The 23,610-nt window shown below is 46.1% G+C and carries 18 protein-coding genes; 4 read left to right on the top strand and 14 right to left on the bottom strand.

Annotated elements, in window-relative coordinates:
• Positions 1 to 394: 394 nt before the first annotated feature.
• Complete coding sequence (locus tag AC27G9_RS09975; protein WP_487073684.1) at positions 395 to 1,123, bottom strand: sulfotransferase-like domain-containing protein; 729 nt, start codon at positions 1,121 to 1,123, stop codon at positions 395 to 397.
• A gap of 11 nt (positions 1,124 to 1,134) precedes the next feature.
• Complete coding sequence (locus AC27G9_RS09980) at positions 1,135 to 2,034, bottom strand: aminotransferase class IV (RefSeq protein WP_487073686.1); 900 nt, start codon at positions 2,032 to 2,034, stop codon at positions 1,135 to 1,137.
• A 221-nt stretch (positions 2,035 to 2,255) separates the two neighbouring features.
• Here AC27G9_RS09980 and AC27G9_RS09985 point away from each other — a divergent pair, with 221 nt between their 5' ends.
• From AC27G9_RS09985 to AC27G9_RS09995, 3 genes are all read left to right on the top strand, one after another.
• Positions 2,256 to 2,717 (top strand): hypothetical protein, encoded by a 462-nt coding sequence (locus AC27G9_RS09985; protein ID WP_487073688.1) that lies wholly within the window; start codon positions 2,256 to 2,258, stop codon positions 2,715 to 2,717.
• A 187-nt stretch (positions 2,718 to 2,904) separates the two neighbouring features.
• Positions 2,905 to 6,036: an efflux RND transporter permease subunit gene (locus AC27G9_RS09990; protein ID WP_487073690.1), complete on the top strand. Its 3,132-nt coding sequence runs from the start codon at positions 2,905 to 2,907 to the stop codon at positions 6,034 to 6,036.
• A gap of 17 nt (positions 6,037 to 6,053) precedes the next feature.
• Complete coding sequence (locus AC27G9_RS09995) at positions 6,054 to 7,133, top strand: efflux RND transporter periplasmic adaptor subunit (protein WP_487073692.1); 1,080 nt, start codon at positions 6,054 to 6,056, stop codon at positions 7,131 to 7,133.
• 1 nt (position 7,134) lies between these two features.
• Here the strand turns inward: AC27G9_RS09995 and AC27G9_RS10000 are convergent, their stop codons facing one another.
• Positions 7,135 to 9,483, bottom strand: coding sequence for a DNA polymerase II (locus AC27G9_RS10000; protein ID WP_487074669.1), 2,349 nt, complete (start codon positions 9,481 to 9,483; stop codon positions 7,135 to 7,137).
• 133 nt (positions 9,484 to 9,616) lie between these two features.
• Here AC27G9_RS10000 and AC27G9_RS10005 point away from each other — a divergent pair, with 133 nt between their 5' ends.
• Complete coding sequence (locus AC27G9_RS10005) at positions 9,617 to 10,678, top strand: MBL fold metallo-hydrolase (RefSeq protein WP_487073694.1); 1,062 nt, start codon at positions 9,617 to 9,619, stop codon at positions 10,676 to 10,678.
• A gap of 57 nt (positions 10,679 to 10,735) precedes the next feature.
• Here the strand turns inward: AC27G9_RS10005 and AC27G9_RS10010 are convergent, their stop codons facing one another.
• From AC27G9_RS10010 to AC27G9_RS10060, 11 genes are all read right to left on the bottom strand, one after another.
• A complete protein-coding gene (locus AC27G9_RS10010) occupies positions 10,736 to 11,968 on the bottom strand; it encodes a serine hydrolase domain-containing protein (RefSeq protein ID WP_487073696.1) in 1,233 nt (410 codons plus the stop codon).
• Positions 11,969 to 12,310: 342 nt separating this feature from the next.
• Complete coding sequence (locus AC27G9_RS10015) at positions 12,311 to 13,360, bottom strand: protein-glutamate methylesterase/protein-glutamine glutaminase (RefSeq protein WP_487073698.1); 1,050 nt, start codon at positions 13,358 to 13,360, stop codon at positions 12,311 to 12,313.
• 1 nt (position 13,361) lies between these two features.
• Positions 13,362 to 13,979 carry a chemoreceptor glutamine deamidase CheD gene (gene cheD, locus AC27G9_RS10020; RefSeq protein ID WP_487073700.1) on the bottom strand — a complete coding sequence of 206 codons (618 nt, stop codon included), beginning with the start codon at positions 13,977 to 13,979 and terminating at the stop codon, positions 13,362 to 13,364.
• Between the two features lies 1 nt (position 13,980).
• Positions 13,981 to 14,814, bottom strand: coding sequence for a CheR family methyltransferase (locus tag AC27G9_RS10025; protein WP_487073702.1), 834 nt, complete (start codon positions 14,812 to 14,814; stop codon positions 13,981 to 13,983).
• 3 nt (positions 14,815 to 14,817) lie between these two features.
• On the bottom strand, positions 14,818 to 16,992 hold the full coding sequence (locus AC27G9_RS10030; protein WP_487073704.1) for a methyl-accepting chemotaxis protein: 2,175 nt from the start codon (positions 16,990 to 16,992) through the stop codon (positions 14,818 to 14,820).
• A gap of 3 nt (positions 16,993 to 16,995) precedes the next feature.
• On the bottom strand, positions 16,996 to 17,499 hold the full coding sequence (locus tag AC27G9_RS10035) for a chemotaxis protein CheW (protein ID WP_487073706.1): 504 nt from the start codon (positions 17,497 to 17,499) through the stop codon (positions 16,996 to 16,998).
• Entirely contained in the window at positions 17,496 to 19,439 is a 1,944-nt protein-coding gene (locus AC27G9_RS10040; RefSeq protein WP_487073708.1) for a chemotaxis protein CheA, read from the bottom strand. Before AC27G9_RS10040 ends, AC27G9_RS10035 begins: the two co-directional genes overlap by 4 nt.
• A 15-nt stretch (positions 19,440 to 19,454) precedes the next feature.
• Positions 19,455 to 19,820: a response regulator gene (locus AC27G9_RS10045; RefSeq protein ID WP_487073710.1), complete on the bottom strand. Its 366-nt coding sequence runs from the start codon at positions 19,818 to 19,820 to the stop codon at positions 19,455 to 19,457.
• A gap of 101 nt (positions 19,821 to 19,921) precedes the next feature.
• Positions 19,922 to 21,106 carry a methyl-accepting chemotaxis protein gene (locus tag AC27G9_RS10050; RefSeq protein WP_487073712.1) on the bottom strand — a complete coding sequence of 395 codons (1,185 nt, stop codon included), beginning with the start codon at positions 21,104 to 21,106 and terminating at the stop codon, positions 19,922 to 19,924.
• A 341-nt stretch (positions 21,107 to 21,447) separates the two neighbouring features.
• Positions 21,448 to 21,834, bottom strand: a complete 387-nt coding sequence (locus AC27G9_RS10055) for a hypothetical protein (RefSeq protein ID WP_487073714.1) — start codon at positions 21,832 to 21,834, stop codon at positions 21,448 to 21,450.
• Between the two features lie 113 nt (positions 21,835 to 21,947).
• Entirely contained in the window at positions 21,948 to 23,339 is a 1,392-nt protein-coding gene (locus AC27G9_RS10060; protein WP_487073716.1) for a sugar porter family MFS transporter, read from the bottom strand.
• Positions 23,340 to 23,610 lie beyond the last annotated feature (271 nt).

Below are 23,610 nucleotides of genomic sequence, written 5' to 3' on the forward strand. Positions count from 1 at the left end.
GAGTAGCACACCGCCAGGCTCCCATTCCGAAAAGCCCGCTCAGTTGAGTGGGCTTTTTTGTTTTAAGCGCAGAAAAATGTGCGACCTTAATACGAGACCCATTTATATTCTTGACGTGCTATAGGGCATTCCTTATTCACGACGCCCACAATTTAACTAGATTCACAGGTTCGAACCGTGTGAGAGTCGCCACCGTCCCTCGCCGGTACGGGGCTCCCATTCCGAAAAGCCCACTCAGTTGAGTGGGCTTTTTTTGTTTTGGGCGCAGTAAAAAGCGTCATCTTTATCTTTACTCACTGGGGCTACCCCGTGAGCGTCGCCACCGTCCCTCGCCGGTACGGGGCTCCCATTGTGAAAAGCCCACTCGATTGAGTGGGCATGGTTGCAACTTGACCTAAGGAGCACATACCTTGTGCTTTGCCATCTCTTCGTAGTATGGCATTGCGGCGTTAGCGATCTCGCTGAGTGTTGACGATAATTGGGGAAGCGGCTTTTTAGCAGTGGCATTGAGTCCAGTACTTTTCCATACCGACTCATACCAATGGGGTGCCCAAACCCCGTCTGCGGGGTGACCTCCAGCCTGCCATGAAAGCATATTAGGTTGGTACTCAATATCAATCGCTTCACACAAAGCCCTTAAGACTTGTGCCGGGTTTTCAAGAATATCATCGCTGTCTACTACAACTGGCGTTCTGCCTAAACGATTTCTGACGTAGTTGAAGATTTCTAATTGCTTTACAAAGCCAATATCTTCTAACGTCGGGTTTTCTCTTTTTTGTTGGTAACTAGCAACCACTCGGGCGGGGTGACGTATGAGAAAAACATTATTGACATCGGCGAGCCAGTCGAGGGAGAAGGCGGCTAACATGTGATGTGTCATCTGTTTTTGATAATACAGATTTTTGCCTTCAGGAATGTCATCAAGGCATTGTTTAATCACTAAATTTGCATCGGTTGGCTGAGAAGCAAGTATCGCTTCTTGCATAGGATGCACTAAGCCTGATGCTTTTAAATAAGCGGCGTAGAAAGGTTCATCAACAACAGCACAATCGCTTCGTGCAGCAAAGGCATACATCATCGCCGTTGATAAGTTTCTGGGGCCAGACCACATTGCAATACGCATATCTGTCTCCTCTAACCTTGTTTGACTAAATCGAAGTACCACTGCCTAATTTTCTGTGTAATCGGACCTGGGTATGATTCTCCAATTTGCCGTCCGTCTATGTGTGATACTGGAGTTTGTGCGCCAAATGTCCCCGTCAGAAAAGCTTCATCCGCACCGTAGGTATCCACTAGTGAGTAATTCTTTTCCTTTACGGTAACGCCGTTAGCTCGACAGACATCGATGACTTTTTGTCGAGTAATGCCGTTCATACAATAGTCACCACTTGACGTCCAAACTTCTCCCTTTCTAACAATGAAAAAATTACATGCATTGGTAGTGTTAACAAAGCCATTGATATCTAGCATCAAGGCTTCATCGGCCCCACATTTTTCTGCCGCAATACAGGCTAGTATGCAATTGAGTTTACTGTGACTGTTGAGTTTAGGGTCTTGAGTCATTGGCAAACCACGTAAATGTGGGACGGTGGCCAACTTTATCGGACGCGCTATGGATGCTTTCGAGTGCTCGCATATGATGACGAGGGTCGGACCGGTTTGCGATAAGCTGGGGTGTTGAAACGGTTTGGTTTTAACGCCTCGAGTAAACATAAGACGGGCATGCACGTCGTCGTGCATATCATTGGCGAGTCGAGTTTGTTCCAATGCCTCGATAACCTCGTGTTTTGTCATACCCAAATCAATGTCAACGGCTCTCGAGGCTTCAAATAATCGATCCATGTGCTCATCAAGGAATGCCCATTTGCCTTTGTAGAGACGAAGGCCTTCCCAAATGCCGTCACCCAGCATAAAGCCGCTGTCGTAGACAGAAACTTTGGCGTTATCGCGGTGAACAATTTCACCGTTAACATAAATTTTTATGTCGTTGTTACGTTCATCTTCTTGCGCGGTGTGTGTGCTTACGTCTTCCATAACCATCTCTTTTTGTTGTTGTGAAATTCAGTAGGGGGGTGGTCATATCCTTTGCATTGTGTCGCCAGAGTAGAATTGTTGTCAAACATTTGCACGGTTTTTGTGCAACATTGCGTGACTCTTTATTTGACTAAACGGTCAATCAATAGACTAAAGAATAGTTTGAATATTAATCAATGTTTATATAATTGAACCCTTATTCAATAACTCAGGAACAATACATGGTAGGCGCTGCAGAACATGGTCATTTTAATACCGGAAGGGATGATCAACTTATTATGTTTTCTGCCGAAGGACCATGGAACGACCAGACATTTTCTCGGGGTATCAGAGAGCTTGGTAGTTTAATCAAGCAACTCGATACTGGCAGGAAATGGGCGCAGCTCAGCTGCCTTTACGGAGAGAGCTTAATGCCGCCTTCTGTGTTTGAGGGCTTTACTAAACATACGGCGATTCGCAAAAAGTGCGGCCTTTCCTACTTAGCCGTTGTAATTAAGGATTCAGATATTGAATCCACTATTCGTTATCAATTGTCTAATGGTTATGATCAAACTGGAATTGAATACGATTTTTTTCCCACTATAGAAGACGCAGTGCGTCATTTGACTAAGATAAATATCGAGTTCAATAGTGAGTCCGCCGTACACTTTTTCAACCGAAAAGCATTTAGCTTAACCGCGTAATGGATCACCTTGCTGCGTTGAATTGCAGCTATTTACGACCAATAATCTCTCGACTGAAACATTTTGTAACAAGTATCACAAAGTCCTGTAGTTCACCTGAATAAACCCCTGTTTGGCGGATTTAAACTTTTTGTGTAATCAACTCGACCTATAGTTATCACACTAAAATTTAGACCGGTAAACGGACATGGACATTACACGTTCCGCAATAAAAAACGCATCAGGGGTTGGTATATTTGTCGCGATTATCGCGGCTCTTGGCTTGTACAGCTTAATTAGCTTACCGGTACAGCTTTTCCCTGACATCGAACGCCCTTCTATTTCGGTACAAACATTCTGGCGGGCAGCCTCACCACAAGAAATTGAATCGGAAATCCTCGAGCCTCAAGAAGAGGTATTGCAGGGAATACCTGGTTTGCAGAGTATGAATGCGTGGGCCAACCAAGGGAATGCGTGGATCAACCTAGAGTTTGGTTTAGAGACTGACATGCAAAAGACGATTATCGAGGTGATAAGTCGCATGAACCGTCTCCCGCCACTACCTCGTGACGCTCTATCTCCGAATATCATGCTCGGTGGTCGCGGTGGTGATGCCCCGGCTTTGACTTACTTTTTCTTGCAGCGTTTACCAGGCAATCCAAATGAAATTAACACCTATGTGACCTATTTCGAGGACGTCATTCGTCCGCAAATTGAATCCATTCCGGGTGTTGCTCGCGTGCGCATGGAATCTGGTGTGGGAGGTGCAGAAGAGTTTCAAATTGTATTCGACCCTTACAAAGCTGCAGAGTTGGGTATTAACTTAACTAATATCGCAAATGTATTAGGAAGTGCTAACGACGTATCCGGAGGCTTTGTTGACGTAGGTCGTCGTCGCTACACCTTGCGATTCGAAGGCAAATACGCACCTGAAAGAATGGGTGATATGATTCTGGAATGGCGTGATGGTAGTCCAATAAAGCTAGGCGACATTGCAGAAATTCAGATCAAACGCGCAGATGGTGCAAACTTCAGTGTGCAAAACGGCAACCCTGCTATATCCATTCGTGTCGATCGCGAAAACAATGCCAACGTACTGTCCACTCTCGAAGCGGTCAAAGCAAAAGTAGACGAACTCAATACACAAGTCCTTGCCGATGAGCAACTGACAATGGCGCAGTCATTTGATGCGTCTGTCTTTATTTACCGTGCCGTTAATTTAGTTACCGGTAACTTGCTGATTGGCGTAGTGCTAGCGATAGGTATTTTGTGGTTGTTCTTACGACAACTCAGAGCAACGTTGATTGTGGCGTTGGCGATACCTATTTCACTGTTGAGCACGTTTGTTGTTTTGTATCTAACAGGCCGCTCTCTCAATATTATCTCTTTGGCGGGCTTGGCGTTTGCGGTGGGTATGGTTCTCGATGCTGCCATCGTAGTGTTAGAAAACATTGTGCGGCACAGGAAGCTAACCAAAGATCGACAAGAGTCAGCGTACCTTGCCACCAAGGAAGTGTTCGGTGCATTGATGGCATCGACGGCAACGACAGTGGCTATCTTTATTCCCGTGATGTTCTTAAAAGACGTTGAAGGGCAGCTGTTTGCTGATTTGGCGCTAACTATTGCCATCGCCGTTACTATATCGCTCGTTGTTGCCGTGACTGTGTTGCCAGTAGTGGCGAGCCGTTGGTTGCAAACCGATGAATCGAACAATGACATGACCTCAGTCTGGCAAAAAATAGCAGATGCGATTAAACGTATGACGTCAAATGGTAAGCGACGTTTTGCCATTATAGCTGTATTGATGTCTGTTCCTTTGGTCGGTAGTTATTTGCTGATGCCAAAGCTGGATTACCTCCCTCCGGTCAAGCGTGATGCAGTAGATGCTTTCTTCAATTTGCCTGCTGGCGCAAGTGAAAACTTTGTCGCAGAGGAGGTGATGCCTATCGTTGTGGAACGTCTTCAACCTTACATGGACGGCGAGAAATCTCCCGCCTTGAAAAACTATTACATTATCACTTGGCCCAATGGCGGTACGTTGGGTGTGAGAGCGAAAGACCAAAGTAAAGTGAAAGAGTTGGAGCAGATTGTACGTGATGAGATCCTTAAAGACTTACCTGACACACGTACATTTGCAATGCAAGGCAATCTGTTCGGTGGATTTGGCAATGGTCGTTCGATCAATATTATGTTGCAAGGCCGCAATCAAGAGGGACTCACGGCAGCGGCACAAGTCGGCTTGGATAAAATTCGAGAAGTTTTCCCGAGTGCCAATGCAAGGGCAAACCCATCTCTTGAGCAAGCAGAGCCTGAATTACAGTTCTACCCAAATGATAATCGCATGATGGAAGTGGGTTATAACCGACCTCAAGTAGCCAACCTCGTGAGGACACTGGGTGATGGTATGTACGTTGGCGAATATTTTGATGGCGTCAAACGCATGAATATCATCTTTCGCGCAGAGGCCTGGGATAATCCAGAGGCGCTATCCGCCACACCTATCATGACGCCGAGTGGTGAGTTAGTGCAGTTAGGTGAACTGGTTCAGGTTGAACGCGCTGTTGGCCCGTCGCAAATTCAACGAGTTGATCGTCGACGCACCCTGACGCTGAACTTCAACCCACCAGAAGGTATGACGCTTGAAGAAGCAATGTCATTGGTGAAAGAACAAGTTGAGCCAGCAATTATGGCGGTCATGCCAATTGATGGTGCGATCAATTATGGCGGCAGTGCGGATAGCTTAAAAACCGCAGTATCGACAATGGGTAAAAACTTCTTACTCGCTATGGGCTTACTGTTGATGTTGATGGCTGGACTGTTTCGCTCATTAAAAGACAGTATTTTAGTGGTATTGTCGATTCCTTTGGCGACTATTGGTGGGGTGGCAGCGATTCAAATATTGAATCTGTTTACTTTCCAGCCCATGGATTTATTGACAATGATCGGCTTTATCATTTTGCTCGGGCTCGTTGTCAACAATGCCATTTTGCTCGTGCACCAAACACGCAATGGAGAACGCGAGGGATTGTCGCGACAAGAGGCGGTATATCAAGCGGTATTACTTCGTCTTCGTCCTATTTTTATGAGCACACTCACCTCAATTTTCGGCATGTTGCCACTACTGTTGCTCCCAGGCGCTGGCAGTGTGATTTATCGCGGACTTGCAGCGGTTATCGTGGGCGGTATGACGGTGAGTACGGTGTTCACTCTCATATTGCTACCTACACTGTTGCAAATTCAATTGCCGTCGTTTGCGTGGAACAGAACGGCTGCACAAGGCGGACAAATGTCGCAACGCATGTCGCTCTCTAAACAGAATAAAATTAACAAGCACCTGTAATCAGGTAAGGCCTAGTCATGAAAATCAGTAAAGTTGGATGTATTGTAATTTCGCTCTTTGCGTTGAACGCTGCGGTCAATGCACAAGAGACGCCTCAGGCACCACCGCCGGCACTAGTTGAAGTGGGTGAAGTCAAATCAGAGATGATAGCGCAAGAGGTTTGGGTGCCTGGCACTGTGATGTCGAAAACCGATTCTGAGCTCGCTGCAGAAGTAGCGGGACGTATTACTTGGATGGCAGATGTCGGCTCTCAGGTGCGCAAAGGTGAAGTCTTGGTGAAGTTAGATGATCACAGATTGAAAATCGCGCTGGGTCAAGAACGTGCCAATATTGCTAAGTGGGAAGCACGAGTGAACATGTTAGACAAACGCATTAAACGTTTTTCTACTATGGCAGCGAAGCAAAATACCTCACGTGATCAACTAGACGAGATTGCCTCTGAACTCGAAATTGCTCGGCAAGAACTCAATCAAGCAAAACTGACTTACGACATGACGGCTTATCAATTGCAGCAAAGTGAAGTTGTAGCGCCATTTGACGCACTTGTCGTTGAGAGAATTCAGTCACCAGGTGAATACACATCCATCGGCCAGAATTTGATAAGAGTCGTTGACCCGACCAATATTGAAGCCAGCGTTCGAGCCCCTTTGAGTGTGATTCCGTTTATCGAAAACGGTATGTCGGTGACTGTGAAAGACAAATTCCACAGCAAAGGCGAAACGATCAATACGATTGTACCTGTTGGCAATCAAAATTCGCGAATGATGGAGTTGCGTATTGCGCTAGCACCGGGTGATTTTGCTATTGGCAGCGCGGTTCGCGTGGCATTGCCACATAGTGAGGCGCACCAAGGCACAACTGTACCTCGCGATGCGCTAGTATTACGAAAATCGGGTGTCTATGTGTATCAAGTTGATGAAAACATGGAAGCGCGCCAAGTTATGGTAGAAACCGGCATTGGTATAGGCTCTCGAATCGAAGTGTTCGGCGATTTAAGCCACCGTGGCGTAGTAGTAGTTCGCGGTGCAGAAAGGCTCAGACCTGGCCAAAAGGTAACGTACAGCGACGAGCAAAACGCGTTTACTGCCCGTAACTAAATCATTGAAACAGGGATAACTGTTGTTCGTCGAGTGACGAAAAAGCCAGGTCAATTTGCGGCAGTATGCTATCGGCAATAGGTTGAACTTGCTTTTCGATATAGTGCTCGTAATCGATTGGACTCTGTTGGTATTCAATCGGTTGCGGGCCTTGTGTTGTCATTATGTATCGTATCGTCCCTTTGTTTTGATATTTGAGTGGTTTGCCCCGTTTATCATTTTCTTCGTCCGCCAGCCTTGCCGCTTTGACATGAGGAGGCACCGTTTTCGTATAGTGACTAAGTGGCTTTCTCAAGCGTCTGCTATACACCAGTTCTTGGTCCAACAGCCCGTTGCGAAGCTGATGAATGGTTTGCGTGATAAAACGGTTTACGTCTTGATTGGCAAATATCAGTTGGTAAAGGGTTTCTTGAAAGCGTTTTGCCAAAGGCGTCCAATCTGACCGAACGTTTTCCAACCCCTTGAACACTATGCTCTCCGTGTCGCCTTGTTTTATCAAACCGGCATAACGTTTCTTACTACCCAATTCAGTGCCTCTGATCGTCGGCATGAAAAAGCGTTCGTAGTGAGTTTCAAATTCCAATTCTAAGTAGCAATCTAAATTGAAATCGTCACGCAGCTTTTCACGCCACCGCTGATTGACCATATCTTGCAGCTGCACGCCAATCGCTTTAGCTTGTTCTCCGCTTTGCACGTTGGCAATGTGTACGAAGGTTGAATCCGTATCGCCGTAGATAACGTCATATCCTTGCTCTGTAATCCATTTTGCAGTTTGCTGCATGATCTCATGACCTCTCATCGTGATAGAGCTCGCAAGTTGTGGATTGTAGAGTGGACAACCACCAGAGCCCAATACGCCATAAAAAGAGTTCATCAAAATTTTGATCGCTTGAGATCGAGGGCCGTCATTTTGTTTTTTAGCTTCGTCTCTTTGTTGCCACAACGACGTAATAATGTCTGGAAGAAAGTGCTCATTCCTTGAAAACAACGCCCCTTTGAATCCTGGGATCGCGGTATCAGGGGACAAGATGCCCTGAGCCAATCCCAGAGGATCGATCTTGAATGTGCGTATGATGGACGGGTACAGGCTTTTAAAGTCAAGGACCAAAACATGTTCGTACAGCCCTGGCTTCGAATTCATTACATAGCCACCTGGGCTCGCTAACCCCCCGTGCTCAGGGCGATTGTTTGAGACATAGCCTGCGCGGTGTAGTTTAGGTAAATATACATTTAAAAAGGCCGCTACGCTGCCACCGGGTCGGCTCATATCTAACCCTGTGAGTTTGGCGCGAAGCATAAGAAAATCGATGAATTGTGTCTTCTGCGCAATCTCATTCACCAAGACACAATCCTCTAAATTGTATCTTGCTAATTCGAGCGGCGAGCTGCGGTACATGTTTTTGATTGTCGCTAACTTGTCCTCGGTATCGTCAATGAGCTTTCCTTTGCCCAATAGTGAGTTCGCGACAAAATCGAGAGAGAAACGCTCAAAGCTGTAAGTCATGGTTTTCAACGCATCGATACCGTCAATGATACAGCGTCCTGGGATATCTGCGATGACTTGCCCTTGTTCCCATTCTCTGGTCGTGAGCTCGTTATTACCTCTGCCGAGTTTTAGGCTGATACCGAGGCGTTTCGCACGTCGGTCGAGCACGGCAAAGTCAAACTGTTTGACATTCCAGCCCAATAAAATATCTGGGTCCAACTGTGAAATCGTATCGACAAATGACAGCAGTAATTGACGTTCCGACTCGACTATTTGTAAGTCGTACCCAGAGGCACTCAATGCTGCATCGGTATTGATTAATATGACTTTGTTTAGTGTGTCAGAAGCAATGGCGATAGAGTAGAGGTTCTCATGTTCGTCACACTCAATGTCAATTGCCGCATAACTCAGTGGCGGTTTGTAGTCTGTGGGCCGAAATTGGGTTTCGACAATGACACCGTTTTGCTCTTGTCGCTTTCCTACAAATTGCACGGAGCCGTAGATAAAACGCTCCATCAAGAATCGGTCGCTGAGCTTGATATCCGCCTCTAGCGGGTCAATTTTTCGTTTTTGCAGTGCTCGTCTCAATTGGTAATGCGTGGAGTCGTCTCGACTTTTGAGTACTTTGACTGGGTTTTGTTGCAAGGTTTTGAGGTGAGAATCGACGATTTCGACAGACAAGTTTTCTAATTTAACGATATCGCTAACATTCTGTGCATCTTGGGCCAGAATAAAACAAACAGGTTGCTGATATGGAGAATGCAAGCACATTGGGCCTGAATCCGTTGCCACCCAAGTTTCGACGATACTTTTGCGCTGGCGAGTCACCACTCGTTTGGAAAGAATAAAACCGCGCCCTTGCATGAATACTGACAAGCCTACACTACTGCTAAACCTCGATTATATCACTTGTATCAATAGTTACCTATTCAACAGCTAAGCTTGCGTTGTAACCGCACTGGCCTAGGATAAAGGTTTCTGTGCCATGGGAATGACTATGAAAAATTACGCTGATTTGCCTTTACCGGAAGCTGGTTCATTGACGAAAGTGGCGGATGGTATTTTCTGGCTTCGCATGCCATTGCCTTTCGATCTCGATCACATCAATTTGTATCTCATCGAAGATACTGATGGCATATACGTTATTGATACCGGCCTAGGAACGGATACCACTCGCACTCATTGGGAAGCCATTTTTTCTCAATTAGATAAGCCCGTGAAGGCGGTCATTGTGACGCATATGCATCCAGACCATATTGGTCTTGCTGGATGGATTACGGAAAAATTCCGTGTGCCTTTTTATATGACGCGAACCGAGTATTTCGCAAGCCGGGCACTTTTTGGTGGAGCGAATGGTGCCGACAATTGGACCGATCGCGCTTATTTTACTGCAATGGGTATGGCAAAAGAGCAAGTAGAGCGAGCGGTATCTGGCAACAAGGGCTTAAGCGCCGTCGTGAGCCCAATTCCATTGAGTTATCGCAGACTATCACATGGCCTAGTCTTACCAATAAATGGAGAGCATTGGGAAGTGCTAATTGGCTCAGGTCATTCCCCAGAGCACGCTTGTCTGTACTGCCAAGAAAGACAAATCTTGATTGCCGGTGACCAAGTGTTACCCGCGATTTCTCCAAATATTGGTGCTTACAGCACAGAACCCGACGTCAATAGCTTGGACGATTACTTGAAAAGTTTGTCTATGTTGATGCAACTACCCGCCTCAACACTTGTGCTACCGGCGCACAACCAGCCGTTTTACGAATTACACAATAGATTGGCTGCACTGCGTCAGCATCATCAACAACACCTAGATGCGTTGGTGGAGGCATGCCGAGAAGAGCAAACGGTGGTGAGCTGTTTACCTGTTTTGTTTAAGCGGGAACTGTCAGGACGAAATATATTCTTCGCTGTTGCGGAGTGTTTATCGCACCTCAACTACTTGAGGTACGAAAATTATATAGAGCGCCGCTTGGATGAAAACGGCGTGTGGCACTTTCGGTCTATCGACTGTGAACAAATTGATGGCGGCGAACCAGACATGGATTTTCTCAGCGTCTAACGCTGAGACGCCATCACAGTTCAAATTGAACAGAACGCTAGCGACATTCGGTGCTTTTTACTCCACAAAGAGCGGTAAAATACGCTCCGCAATGAGTTGCAGAAAAGCTTGTTCTGAATGGGCGGTCACCACAATGATCAGTTCCAATTCTTCAACTAACAAAATAGTGACACCGCCACCACCTTGGGCAGAATGCGAGGTAAAGGTTTGTTGACCTACGGCCATGTCGACTTGCCACCAAAAATAGCCATAGTCAGAGTTGGATAGCTTATCGCCGCTGTAAAATCCAGATGCTTGTTCGTCAGTGATAGGGCTGTGGCGAGTGATCGCATTCGCGACAAATGCCTTGGGGATGAATTGTTCGCCTTGCCAAATACCACCGTCTGCAACTAACCTCCCGATTTTCATCATATTGCGCGAGGTCATACTGGAGCCTGAACCCGCTGAGGGAATGCCCTGACTTCTCAGGCGCCAATCGAAGTTCTCAATGCCCAACGTGTCGAATAGTTCGTGTTTAATAAAAGCCTCTGCAGAGCCAGGGACCTGCGAATCAAGCACTTGCATCACGATATCTGGGTTAGCCCCTAAATAGTTAAAGGATTGATCGGCAATGGCAATCTCATCGGTATCTGAAAAGTAAGCTTGAATGAGCTTTTTTCCTTCGTAGTTTTGAGGAGAGTCTCGATACTGCTGCATTTTCTCTGGAGCGATGTTTATACCAGAGCTCATTGAAAGTAATTGATGGAGCGTGAGTCGCTCGATGCCCAGCGCAAAGGTGCTATGGTCTAACCCCGAAATCAATTCTATAACCGGCCTGTGCAGATCGTCCATGGATAAATAACCTAGCTGTATTGCTCTACCCACTGCTAGTGCCGTATAGGATTTGGTTGTGGAGGACTGTGGATGAGAAAGATTAATACGCCCTCGAGAATAATAAGATTCGAAAACTAATTTTCCTTGGTGAGCAATTAACAAACTATCGACTTCCGTATGCTGCTTTTTTTCGATTTCTTCTGCCAATTGCTTGAGGGCTTGTTGGCGCTTTGGGGTTAACTGCCCCACAGCGATGCCATCCGGCAATGCAGCAGGAGCAAAATCCACAAATGCATGGGGCAACTCGGTGATATCCCAAAACGTACGTTCGATAGAAGGCTCTCGCCAATGCCGAATGTTCGCTTCTTCTGCTGATGCAGCCGGCGCTTCAGCGGTATTTTGTGTATTGGCGTTAGCATTAAAAGTAAGTAGAACACTGAGACCAATACTCAGTGTTAAGTGTGTTCTTCTTAGCAAAATAATCTCCATTGCGATAAAGCCACATGTGCCAACAAACACACGGACAAGTTGAATTGGAGTTAGGTTAAAAGGGCTGGGCACAAGAAACATGACATGGACCTGACTTTTGCCTGAAATCCGTCTGATGCTATGAATATGACTAACTAATACGTGCCACTCGAACCAAGGGAACGACTATAGACACAGAGGGAAGTGGCGAAGCCTGAGTTAGGCTGATGCCACGAGGCGGCCAGATCTTTTTGGCGATTTGGGTCTGTAAATGCGATGCGCAAACTCGGAGAATACTAACCAAAAGCGGCGGTAAGCCATAGACGCGTGGCGCAATGTTTTCGTTCTTCGCTATAGCCTAGAGCTAGCTTTTTCCGCGCGGATTCTGTCCATAATTGATGGTGAAATCGCTTCAAGCGGCAATTCTTCACAAATAGCACCTAACTTTTTGGCAACTTTAGGCATGCCATAAACCACACAGGTTTTTTCATCTTGGCCGATTGTGAAAGCCCCTGCGTCTTTTAACTTACGCAGGCCTTGAGCCCCATCTTTGCCCATCCCCGTCAATATTGCGGCGACAACATTGCGTCCTGCAGTTTGTGCCAACGATGACATCATCACATCTACTGAAGGTTTGTGGCCAGATACACGCTCTGTATCAAGTAGCTTAATACGGTAGTCAGCACCGCTTCTTACAATCTCTATATGCCTGTCTCCCGGTGCTAAATAGGCTGTACCAGGCAATAAGCGTTCATCATTGGCGGCTTCCTTCACGCGAATTTGGCAAAGGGAATTCAGCCTGTCAGCATAAGTTTTAGTAAAGCCTGGAGGCATATGCTGGGTAATCACCGTTGCTGGGGCATTGGCGGGGAAAAATTCCAATACTTCTCTGATGGCTTCTGTACCGCCAGTGGAAGCGCCAATAGCGATAATTTTTTCTGTTCCGGAGTAATTTATTGTAGACATAGGCGTTATTGTTGTTTTTTGTTCGCGCACTTTCGAACGTGATGCTACGCGAATTTTTTCAAGTATCAACGATTGATATTTTTCAATTCCTTGAGCGACCCCCACTTTGGGCTTTGGTATAAAGTCTAGTGCACCTAAAGACAAAGCGCGTAATGTAGGTTCGGCTTTGTCTTCTGTTAACGTTGAAATCATTATGGTAGGTGTGGGGCGTGCCTTCATCATGACCTCTAAGAAACGCAAACCGTCGACTTTGGGCATTTCAATATCCAATGTGATGACATCAGGTTTGAACTCTAGAATCATTTGCTTGGCGACAAACGCATCCGGTGCTGTGCCAACGACCTGCATATCTGATTCGTTGTCGATGATTTCTTTGAGTAAACTGCGAATTAACGCAGAATCATCGACAATTAATACTTTGATTGGGTTAGTCATACTACTTTTCCACTGTGTGCCACTGATCGTCAGCGCTCAATTTCATGCGATAAGCACTTTCGCGTTCAACAATGGTTGTATTATTGAGATGTTTGATTTTTTTCACTAAGACCTGCCCCGTTTTTGGAAAAAAGTAGACTTTGCGAGGATAGATATCGAGTAAGTCTTGGGCAGCGATAGGAATATTGAGTTCACTGAGGTAGTTCAGAACAAAATCCGAATTCATATCACCGATGTTGCTAACGGTAAGTCCTTTGAGCACATTTCCTCCCCCGAACACTTTGGCTTCGAGCCTTGTGCGTAATGCCCCCAATTTTTCAATCTCACTGATTAAAATATCAATTGCGTGACGGCCGTAACGGGCTGGGCGGCTAAATTGCTCTTGCTGTTGGACATGGTCATTCGGTAGTAGAAAATGATTCATGCCACCGATACCAGCAAAGGGATCGCGAAGACAGACCGAAACGCAAGAGCCTAAAACCGTGACAATCATGACGTCATTACTGGTGGCGAAGTACTCGCCTGGTAGTATCTTCACTGCTTGCTTTTCGAACCTAGGGTCATAGTAGCTATTGGGCTCATAGGGTTCAGAAAAAGGCGCGTCTTGGTGTTTTGTCATTTCATCCTTTAACTGGGCGGTAAGTGGTTTTTCCCAGTGGTTTCACGATATCGGGTTCGCTATTAAAATTCTCCGAATGTCCGGCAACATAGAGTCCGTCACTCGGCATGAGCTGTACCATTTTTTTCAGTATCGAAAGCTGCGTTTTCCGGTCGAAATAAATCATCACGTTTCTGCAAAAAATGATGTCGATAGGACCGCGAATCGGCCATTCAGCGTCGGTGAGGTTAATCTGCCGGAAACTCACCAATTGTTTGAGTTCATCAACGACTTTGACTTTGCCTTTGTGTCGTCCTTTGCCGCGGTACAAAAACTGTTTGCACTGTGCCGGCGTAAGCTTTTTTGTGATGTCTGCGGGGTATACGCCTGCCCGAGCGAAGTTGAGAACATTGCTGTCTATATCAGACGCGATAATACTTACCGGAACATCAAATCGACCAAGGGTTTCGACTACTGTCATTGCGATAGAGTAGGGTTCTTCACCTGAACTACTGGCCGCACACCATATGGTTAATGGCCTTTTGTGAGTGCGTAAAAAGACCGCGAGTTCACGAAAATGGTGAGGCTCGCGGTAAAACGCAGTTAGGTTAGTCGTTAGGGCATTAATAAATGCCTGTTCTTCCTCCGGTGTCGACTGTAAATATTTTAGATACGCATCAAAACTGGTTAGATTGAGTGCCCTGATTCGCCGAGCAAGGCGGCTGTACACCATTGAATCCTTGCTCTGTGCCAGATGAATTCCCGCTTTTTGGTATATAAAGCGGCGTACGCGTTCAAAATCTTTTGGTTTAAACGCAAACTCGTATTGGCTTTTAGGCAAAATCGCAGCACTCATGAGTTAAAAGCTTTCCCATTCGTCTGAGTGAGGCTCGGATGCTCTGATAACGGGTTTAGCACCATTCATCGCTCTTGCATTTGGCAGCGCCGTAACCGTACTCGATCTTGATTCAATGCGATCGTTAGCCCGCCTACTCAGCATAGATTCGTCCAACTTAAAGGTCGCAACACGCTCGGAAAGTTGTACGGATTGTTGCTGTAAACTCTCCGCTGCCGCCGCCGCTTGTTCAACCAAGGCGGCATTTTGCTGTGTCATTTCATCCATTTGACTTACCGCTTTTCCTACTTCGTCAATGCCAGCCGATTGTTCCGCAGAGGCAGCGGCAATTTCCGACATAATGTCGTTGACTCGCTTAATTGAAGTGACAACCTCTTGCATTGTCTCACCTGACTGGTTCACTAAGGTGTTGCCGCTGGAGACTTTGGTTACTGAGTCTGAGATCAGTTCTTTAATATCTTTGGCTGCTTCTGCTGAGCGTTGCGCTAAGGTGCGAACTTCAGATGCGACGACCGCAAATCCTCGTCCTTGCTCCCCAGCACGAGCTGCCTCCACTGCCGCGTTGAGAGCGAGTATATTGGTTTGGAATGCAATGCCATCAATGACACCAATGATGTCAGATATCTTTTGTGCCGATTCGTTAATTGATGACATGGTGCTAACCACACTTTGAATCATGTCTCCGCCTTCAATGGCAATTTTCGACGCTTGAGATGCTAAACTGTTGGCTTGCTCTGCATTCTCTGCATTGAGCCTGACGGTACCTGTGATCTCCTCCATACTGGATGCCGTTTCTTCCAAGCTGGATGCTTGCTGCTCTGTACGGCTCGACAAATCAGCATTACCCGATGCGATTTCTCCAGATGCGCTATTAATGGTTTCTACGGCTTCGTTAATACTGGCTATCGTGCCGCACATATCATCGATAAATTGATTAATCGACTCGCCGACAACCTTGAAATCACCTTTGAATTCATTTTCTATTCGGCAAGTCAGGTCACCGGTCGCTAATTTGGTCATGGTTTGCTTGATCGTATTGACTGCCATGGTCCTGTCAGTGATATCCGATGCGTATTTGACCACCCGGAAAGTACGGCCTTTTTGGTCCAAAATGGGGTTGTATGTTGCCTGAATCCAAATATCTCTGCCGCCCTTGCCAATGCGCTTATATTCGCCACTGGAGTGCTCACCTTTGGCGAGTTGCTGCCAAAAGTTGCGGTACTCTTCGGTATTTTTGTATGACGACTCGACGAACATGCTGTGATGTTTGCCCTTAATTTCCTCTAAGCTGTAGCCAACGGTGGCGAGGAAATTTTCATTGGCATTGATGATAGTACCATCGGGTTCAAACTCTATTACCGCTTGGGACTTGTTAATGGCGTCAATCTGACCCTCAAAATACGCGCTCTGACGTTTTTCTTCGGTAATGTCTGAAGCAAACTTAACGACTTTGGTCACATTACCAGCGGAGTCAAAAATAGGGTTGTAAGACGCAAAAATCCAAACCTCTTTGCCATTGCGTCCCACCCGGAAAAATTCGCCAGATTTTAGTTCACCTTTTTTGAGGTCTGCCCAAAATTGACGGTATTCATTGGAACGTGAGTATTCAGGTTCGACAAACATGCTGTGATGTTGCCCTTGGATATCACTGAGGCGGTAGTCCATCGCATTGAGGAAATTGTCATTCGCGGTTTGGATGACTCCCTCACTGTCGAATTCAATAACAGCTTGGGACCGATCTAAAGCGTCAAGCATGCCGCTTTTCAGCAGCAATTCACTTTGATCAATCCACTCAACGGTGGTACCAATGTTATTGCCTTCACTGTCAAATAGCGGCGTGAGATTCAATTTGAAATTCTGTTTTCCCACCACGATCGACGAGGACATTTTGTCTCGAAGGTTACTTAAAATACCTCGTTGATGATTTGGATTTTTATGGAATTGATCAATGCTTTGGCCGACTAAGTTATCCGCTGAAAACTGTGGCAGTACTTCGCGAATATCGGCTTCGGCTTCTTTTAGAAGTTGCATTACGGCATCATTGGCATAGACGATGTTTCTATCGGCGTCTGCCATCATAATGCACGAACTGATTCCATCCAGTGACTGGGCATTGCGCAACTGCTGCAAAGTCTCGTCGTCTGATTGAGATTGTTTAAACCAGGGTAGTATGCTCATCATTTACTCCACTTCGGTTGCGTTGCTGTTATCAAATAAGCACAGTTCCTCACTGGAAATCAGGCTTTCAATGTTTACGAGTATGATCATCTGATCTTCGACATTCGCGAGGCCGTGTAGATACCTCACATCAAATGCCACACCAAACTCAGGTGGTGGTGCGATATCGTCGTCTGTCAGCCTGACAACGTCAGACACACCATCTACAACAATACCTACAATGCGATTAAGTACGTTCAGCATGATCACAATCGTGAATTCGTCATACGTTGCTTCGCCGACATTGAATTTCAAACGCAGATCAACGATTGGCACGATGTCGCCGCGCAAATTGATTACCCCTTTGATAAACGGGGGCGCATTAGCGATTTTGGTTACCGGCTCATACCCTCGGATTTCTTTTACCGAGATAATGTCCAATGCATAGTGTTCATCTCCAAGTACGAAGCTCAGAAACTCTTTTACAGTCTGGTGAGAGACGGTTTCAGGGTGATCTTGGCGTGTCACGCGACGTTCTCCTCTTGCTCAATAGACGGGCTCAGTACGGCTAGCGCATCTGCATCAACAATCATGGCGACTCTGCCGTCACCCATAATGGTTGCGCCGGAGAGCCCGGGCACTTTGCGGTAGTGTTGTTCAAGGCTTTTTATGACCACTTGTTGTTGGCCCACAAGACTATCAACCAGAATGCCAAATCGCTTTTTACTGCTCTCTAGTAAAACGATGATGCCTTCGGTGGGCTGAGTAATGGCATCATCAATCTGCATCGCGTCGTGTATTGCTACGAGTGGCCAATATTGGTCGCGAATTCTTAACAAGGTATCGTTGCCGATGGTTTTAATATGCGCCTTGGTAGGTTGAATGGATTCGATAATGTTCACCAAGGGAACAACAAAAATTTGATCGCCGACGGAAACACACATGCCATCGACAATCGCTAACGTGAGCGGCAGGTGGATATAAAACGCAGAGCCCAAGCCAGGCTGAGACTCGATTTCGATCTTGCCTCCAATCGATTCGATGTTGCGCCTGACGACATCCATGCCGACACCGCGTCCCGACACATCTGTGACTTCTGATGCTGTCGAAAACCCCGGTTGGAAAATGAGTTGCCAGACATCACTGTCTTTCATGTTGTCGTCGGCCTGCAGGCCATTTTCAGCCGCTTTAGCGAGAATTCTGTCGCGGTCCAATCCGGCACCATCGTCGACGATACTCACGATAATACTGCTGCCTTTTTGTTCTGCCCGCAGAATAACTTGCCCCTCTTCTCCCTTTCCTGCCTCTAGGCGCTCTTCGGGGGATTCGACACCGTGATCTATGCTATTTCGGACCAAGTGGGTGAGGGGATCAACAAGCTTTTCAATCATGCTCTTGTCGATTTCGGTTGCACCACCTTCGATAACTAGGTTGACCTTTTTCCCCAGTTTTGACGACAAGTCCCGTACGACTCGAGGGAAGCGATTGAACGTATTGTTGATGGGCAACATACGCATTGCCATGACTGACTCTTGAATCTCACGAGTATTGCGTTGTAACTCGGTGATAGCCGTCATTAACTTATCACCCGTACTGCCTTCCACCTCGTCGCTGATCATAGATAGCATCGACTGCGTAATGACTAATTCGCCGACAAGGTTAACCATGGCATCAACTTTGGCAGTGTCGACTCGAATGGTCGTGGAATCTTTGCCTGTTTTAATCGATGTGGGTTTACTCGATGCTTTTGCATTGTCTTGTATAGGCGTTTCTGTTGGTTTGTTTTCTTTTGCGTCCTTTCTCACTTGTTCTATTGATTTGTGGAAGCCGTATTCGGGCGCAATGGCATTTTGAACGGGCACCGCTTCAAAGAAGCCAAAATCATCTTTTTCGTTATCGCTGACTTTTTCTTCTGCATCATCGTCAAAAAAGCCAAACGAGTCGTCAGATTCTGCAGGTTTGGATTCCTCGCGGTCGTCCTCTAGATCGAAGAATCCAAAATCGTCATCCGCTTCAGCTTCGGTCTGAGTGTGTTGTTTATCATTCTCATGGCGAAGGGCTTCAACTTCATCAGGGTGAGTGTCTTGAAGAATTTCGAGTAACCGAGAGAACACCACATCCATTTCTTGTTGAGGGATGGGTTGATGCTGTTGGTAGCTAGCGAGAATGTGTTTTAGTACATCAACTGTGTCGAGTAAGGTGTCTACTATGCTGGTGGTAAACTTGAGTTGCCCTTTGCGCGCATCGTCTAGCAAGTTTTCCATTACATGGGTCAGGCCAGTGAGAGCGTCGAAGCCAAATATACCACTGCCCCCTTTTATCGAGTGTGCGGCCCTAAATATGCAATTGACATCTTCGTCGTCAGGGGCATCCAAATCCAGCGCCATAAGCAGGCGCTCCATATCGTCGAGATGTTCGGAACTCTCGTCGAAAAACGTTTGATGGAACTGCTCGATATCAATAGACATAGGGCCTCCAGCTAGTTACCCAAGGACCTTTTTTAACACTTCAAGCAACTTGTTGGGGTCAAACGGCTTTACCATCCACCCTGTGGCACCAGCGGCTTTTCCTTGGCTTTTCATGTCAGCACTCGCTTCTGTGGTCAGCACCATGATTGGAGTTCTGGCATAAGCGCCCATGCTTCTGAGAGATTTGATAAGTGTTAAGCCATCCATTCTCGGCATATTCTGGTCGGTCAAAACAAAATCGAAGCGCGTGAATTTGCACTTATCTAACGCGTCTTGACCATCCCCTGCGGTTGTTATGTCGTACCCAGCACCTTTGAGAGTGACTTCAACCATCTGACGTATGGATGGTGAGTCATCTACCACTAATACACTCTTACCCATTTCACATCTTCCTATTACTCAAATTGCACCTAGGTGGTTATCACTTTCCACCACTAACATTCCAAATTGTTGTGCGTGCCGAACGCGCTGGTTCGACCCAGTTAAAAAAGCTCGATCTCGCCTGCCTCTACGGATGTTTGAGAGACGGGGTTGTGGTCTACGTTTACCCTCTGGGTCATTTTCTGCTGATAGTCATGAATGCGAGCAGAGAGTTCTTCGATTGAGATGCTCTGAATATCAGCGAGTTGTTCCGTCACAAAAACAAGAATTTCTTTCGTGTAGACTAAGTTTTGGCCATTGATGTCACCAAACTGTAAGCCCCTAATGGCGTTATTAATTGCGCTCTCGAGTTCTTGGCCAATCCCGGTGAGTTCTGAAGTAGTGACGGAGTCCGCTTCGGCTTTCGCAATGATCGCTTCAAGTGATGCCTGAATATCTTGTTTGGCGTCAATAATGTGGTTGAGGTCTTGAGCGGCCAATGCATGGATTTCTTCAGTTAGCTTCTCTATCTGCTCACCAAACATATCCATCTGTTTTTTGATGACATCGCTGAATTGCGTAGAGCGATTGGAAAGCGCTCTGACTTCATCTGCCACAACGGCGAATCCCCTACCTGCTTCGCCAGCTCTCGCTGCTTCGATCGCTGCATTGAGGGCTAATAGGTTGGTCTGTGCAGAAATATCGTCGATATCTCCCAGTGCTTTTACAACGGTTGGCATGGTTCGGCAGATTTCATCAACCTTCGACAATATATCTGCCGTTGTGGCTTTGTTTGCCTCCGTTGAGGCAATGAATTCACTAATCGTTTGTTCGGTATTGGCGGCAAATGCGCGCATTTTTGGGGCGTATAATTCACCCTCGTTGTCACCGGATTGGAGTAACTGTTGAATACAGGTGCTTTGGCTTGCAGCGAGATTTTGAAAGTTGAGAAATGCTCCGCTAAGGGTAGTAATCGCGTCGTCCTGTGTGGAGTTAACATCAACGAGGTTCTGTTTACACTGTTCGAGAACAAGTGACAGCTCGTGTGTAAGGAGCCCAAATTCTCGAATGTCTTCTAAATGCGTTTGTGATTGAACTTGGCCGACCGATGCAGTTGAATCCGGTGACGATTGAGTAATTAAAAAAGCAGTCGCCGTTCCAGCCATACCCAAAACACTTGCTAAAATGGCCAATCCAGTGAGGCTCAAACCGACACTGACGATAACGGTGATAACTAGTATCAGCCAAAACTTTGTATTAAAACTATTGTGCTCGGCTGACTCATTTATTAATGCATGGTCTGTCATATCTGCGTTCCTTACTTATACCGCTTTCCTTCTTTGGGATTGACTAAAATGCGATCGTTTTTTTAGTTTTATTATACTTTAGTCTAGTTTTTGCGGTTGTATCTTTAAGGTATAGCCGACAATTTCATTAATGAAAGTAAAAATTAGAAAAAAATTATACACCCCGATGTTCAGTGAATAGCACAGGTGGGATTGCAGCGAATCGGTTGGTATTTACGTTTGTCTATATCTGAGGGCGAGAATAAGATTTGAGCAAAAGCCGTCAGCTATGAACTGAGGCAAACGAAATAAAGTGCTACTCAATATGACTAGCCAGCTAACTGCGCCGTAGGAGTGAGCTGTTAAGCGAATTCCTTGTGTTCGCTCTCAAATAGAGCGAAGGCGTCATTTTGATCGTTGGCGATATCTACACGCCAGCCAAGCGACATTACCATATCGCGGTATTGCTCTGCCCGTTCAAGATATTCGGTGTTTTGTGGGATTAAGATAAGATGCATATGAGGCGTAAATTGCGCTTCTATATGGGCAAGTCGAGCAAATGCTCTCACGTCATCGGGTGCCATACTCAAGGACAATGCGGGTGAATAATCATAGAGGATTTTGTCAAATTGGCGAAGTCCCTCAATAAAAGCGGGATCTCGGTGAAGTTGAGCAACATCAAGCCCATCAACATGTTCATGGAAACTGATCACGACAACATCGTTTTTGTAGTTAACTTTGTAAGCCATAAGGAGCACCTTGATTACCTTATGGGATCCATCCCAAGCTGAATCCTTTTAGTTTAACGCCAAAAGTTGGTCATAAAAAGACCAACTTTGGTCGTAATTTAAGGTGCAAAACCTTAGATTTTCTCCATATCCTCTAATTCGATCCCCTTTGTTTCTTTGACGAATTTGAAGACAAAGCCGACTGAGATAAAGGCAAAGAAGGCATATACGCCGTAAGCGCCACCCAAGCCGATAGAAGTCAGCAATACTGGGAATGTCATCGCAATGATAAAGTTGGACCCCCATTGGAAAAGGCCGGAGACAGCTAAACCCGCTCCTCGAATTTGATTTGGGAACATTTCTCCTAGCATCACCCACATCACCGGCCCCCATGACATGTTGAAAAAGAACACGTACACATTGGCAGCGATGAGCGCAAGAGAGCCATAATTACCCAAATCCATATTGCCGCTTGCATCCACACCAGCATTGGTAAAGGCGAATACCATTAGGCTAAGTGTCACTGCCATGCCGATAGAACCAAGCATTAGAAAAGGTTTTCTACCCCATTTATCGATGAGGAAAATAGTGATGACACAGGCAACAATACTCGCGGCGCCACTGATAATATTTATGAGTAGGGCGTCGGATTCAGAAAAGCCTACTGCCTGCCATAATACTGCGCCGTAGTAAAATACAACGTTGATACCGACCAGCTGTTGAAACGTGGCAAGGCCAATGCCTACCCATACGATAGGTTTGATTTTACCCTTGTCTAGCAAGTCCATGATTGAAGGCTTGTGCTTGTCTTGCGCTAACGACACTTCTACTTCTTGGAGTTTGGTTTCTGCGGTTGATTGACCATAGAGTTTGGTAAAAACCTCGTTCGCAGTTTGTGTTTCTCCTTTGATCACCAAAAAACGCGGGCTTTCTGGGATAAACATAAGGGCGAACAGAAATAGAGTGGCAGGTGCCAATTCAATCCAAAACATCCAACGCCATGCTTCATAGCCAAACCAAAACTCGGCGGTAGAGACGCCGGCTGTTTTGGCCAACAGGTAATTACTGACAAATGCGGTAAACAAGCCAACGATAATGGCAATTTGCTGAATAGTGGTAAGCCTGCCTCGCACATGGGCTGGGGCGATTTCGCTAATGTAGGCGGGGGCCATGACTGATGCTGCACCTACCGCTAATCCGCCGATTAAACGGTAAATAATGAATTCGAAAGAACTGCCTGCGATACCAGAGCCCCACGCACTGATAATGAACAATACAGCGGCGACGATAAGTAATGTACGACGGCCGTACACATCGGCAAGAGTGCCGGCAAACAGCGCACCAAATGCGCAGCCAAGAAGCATACTAGCAACGTTAAACCCAGTGCCAATGCTGGTGGAATTAAACGCAGCTTGTAAACCATCGATCGTGCCGTTGATCACCCCACTGTCAAAGCCAAATAGGAACCCGCCAATTGTCGCGACACAACTGATCAGGATGATAAATTTCATATTTTCTTGCTGCATACATCAATCCAGATTCTTAAACGTTTTTATATAAACCTACTATGACAGAGAAAAATGCTTTCGTCTCAATGAATTATCCGATAACGCAAATTCGATAATTACGTCTACACTTTGCAGTAATGAGTCAAAATGCAAAAAAGTATCATCGGCGAAATATTGACGAGAAAGCGCTTTCTCCTTTGAAATGTATATTAAATGTTAAATGCCGTTTGTTCAATTTCGCATCGGCTTTTTTGACTAAAGACGGATATAAATTCTTGTTTTTGTCAGT

The organism is Alteromonas sp. 5NS40-0096 (genome assembly GCF_057544385.1).

Coding starts and splice junctions, on each gene's coding strand:
- AC27G9_RS09980 (WP_487073686.1), bottom strand. CDS start 2,034: ATGGAAGACGTAAGCACACACACCGCGCAAGAAGATGAACGTAACAAC.
- AC27G9_RS10040 (WP_487073708.1), bottom strand. CDS start 19,439: ATGTCTATTGATATCGAGCAGTTCCATCAAACGTTTTTCGACGAGAGT.
- AC27G9_RS10005 (WP_487073694.1), top strand. CDS start 9,617: ATGAAAAATTACGCTGATTTGCCTTTACCGGAAGCTGGTTCATTGACG.
- AC27G9_RS10050 (WP_487073712.1), bottom strand. CDS start 21,106: ATGACAGACCATGCATTAATAAATGAGTCAGCCGAGCACAATAGTTTT.
- AC27G9_RS10025 (WP_487073702.1), bottom strand. CDS start 14,814: ATGAGTGCTGCGATTTTGCCTAAAAGCCAATACGAGTTTGCGTTTAAA.
- AC27G9_RS10060 (WP_487073716.1), bottom strand. CDS start 23,339: ATGCAGCAAGAAAATATGAAATTTATCATCCTGATCAGTTGTGTCGCG.
- AC27G9_RS09985 (WP_487073688.1), top strand. CDS start 2,256: ATGGTAGGCGCTGCAGAACATGGTCATTTTAATACCGGAAGGGATGAT.
- cheD (WP_487073700.1), bottom strand. CDS start 13,979: ATGACAAAACACCAAGACGCGCCTTTTTCTGAACCCTATGAGCCCAAT.
- AC27G9_RS09995 (WP_487073692.1), top strand. CDS start 6,054: ATGAAAATCAGTAAAGTTGGATGTATTGTAATTTCGCTCTTTGCGTTG.
- AC27G9_RS10045 (WP_487073710.1), bottom strand. CDS start 19,820: ATGGGTAAGAGTGTATTAGTGGTAGATGACTCACCATCCATACGTCAG.
- AC27G9_RS10015 (WP_487073698.1), bottom strand. CDS start 13,360: ATGACTAACCCAATCAAAGTATTAATTGTCGATGATTCTGCGTTAATT.
- AC27G9_RS10030 (WP_487073704.1), bottom strand. CDS start 16,992: ATGAGCATACTACCCTGGTTTAAACAATCTCAATCAGACGACGAGACT.
- AC27G9_RS10055 (WP_487073714.1), bottom strand. CDS start 21,834: ATGGCTTACAAAGTTAACTACAAAAACGATGTTGTCGTGATCAGTTTC.
- AC27G9_RS09975 (WP_487073684.1), bottom strand. CDS start 1,123: ATGCGTATTGCAATGTGGTCTGGCCCCAGAAACTTATCAACGGCGATG.
- AC27G9_RS09990 (WP_487073690.1), top strand. CDS start 2,905: ATGGACATTACACGTTCCGCAATAAAAAACGCATCAGGGGTTGGTATA.
- AC27G9_RS10000 (WP_487074669.1), bottom strand. CDS start 9,483: ATGCAAGGGCGCGGTTTTATTCTTTCCAAACGAGTGGTGACTCGCCAG.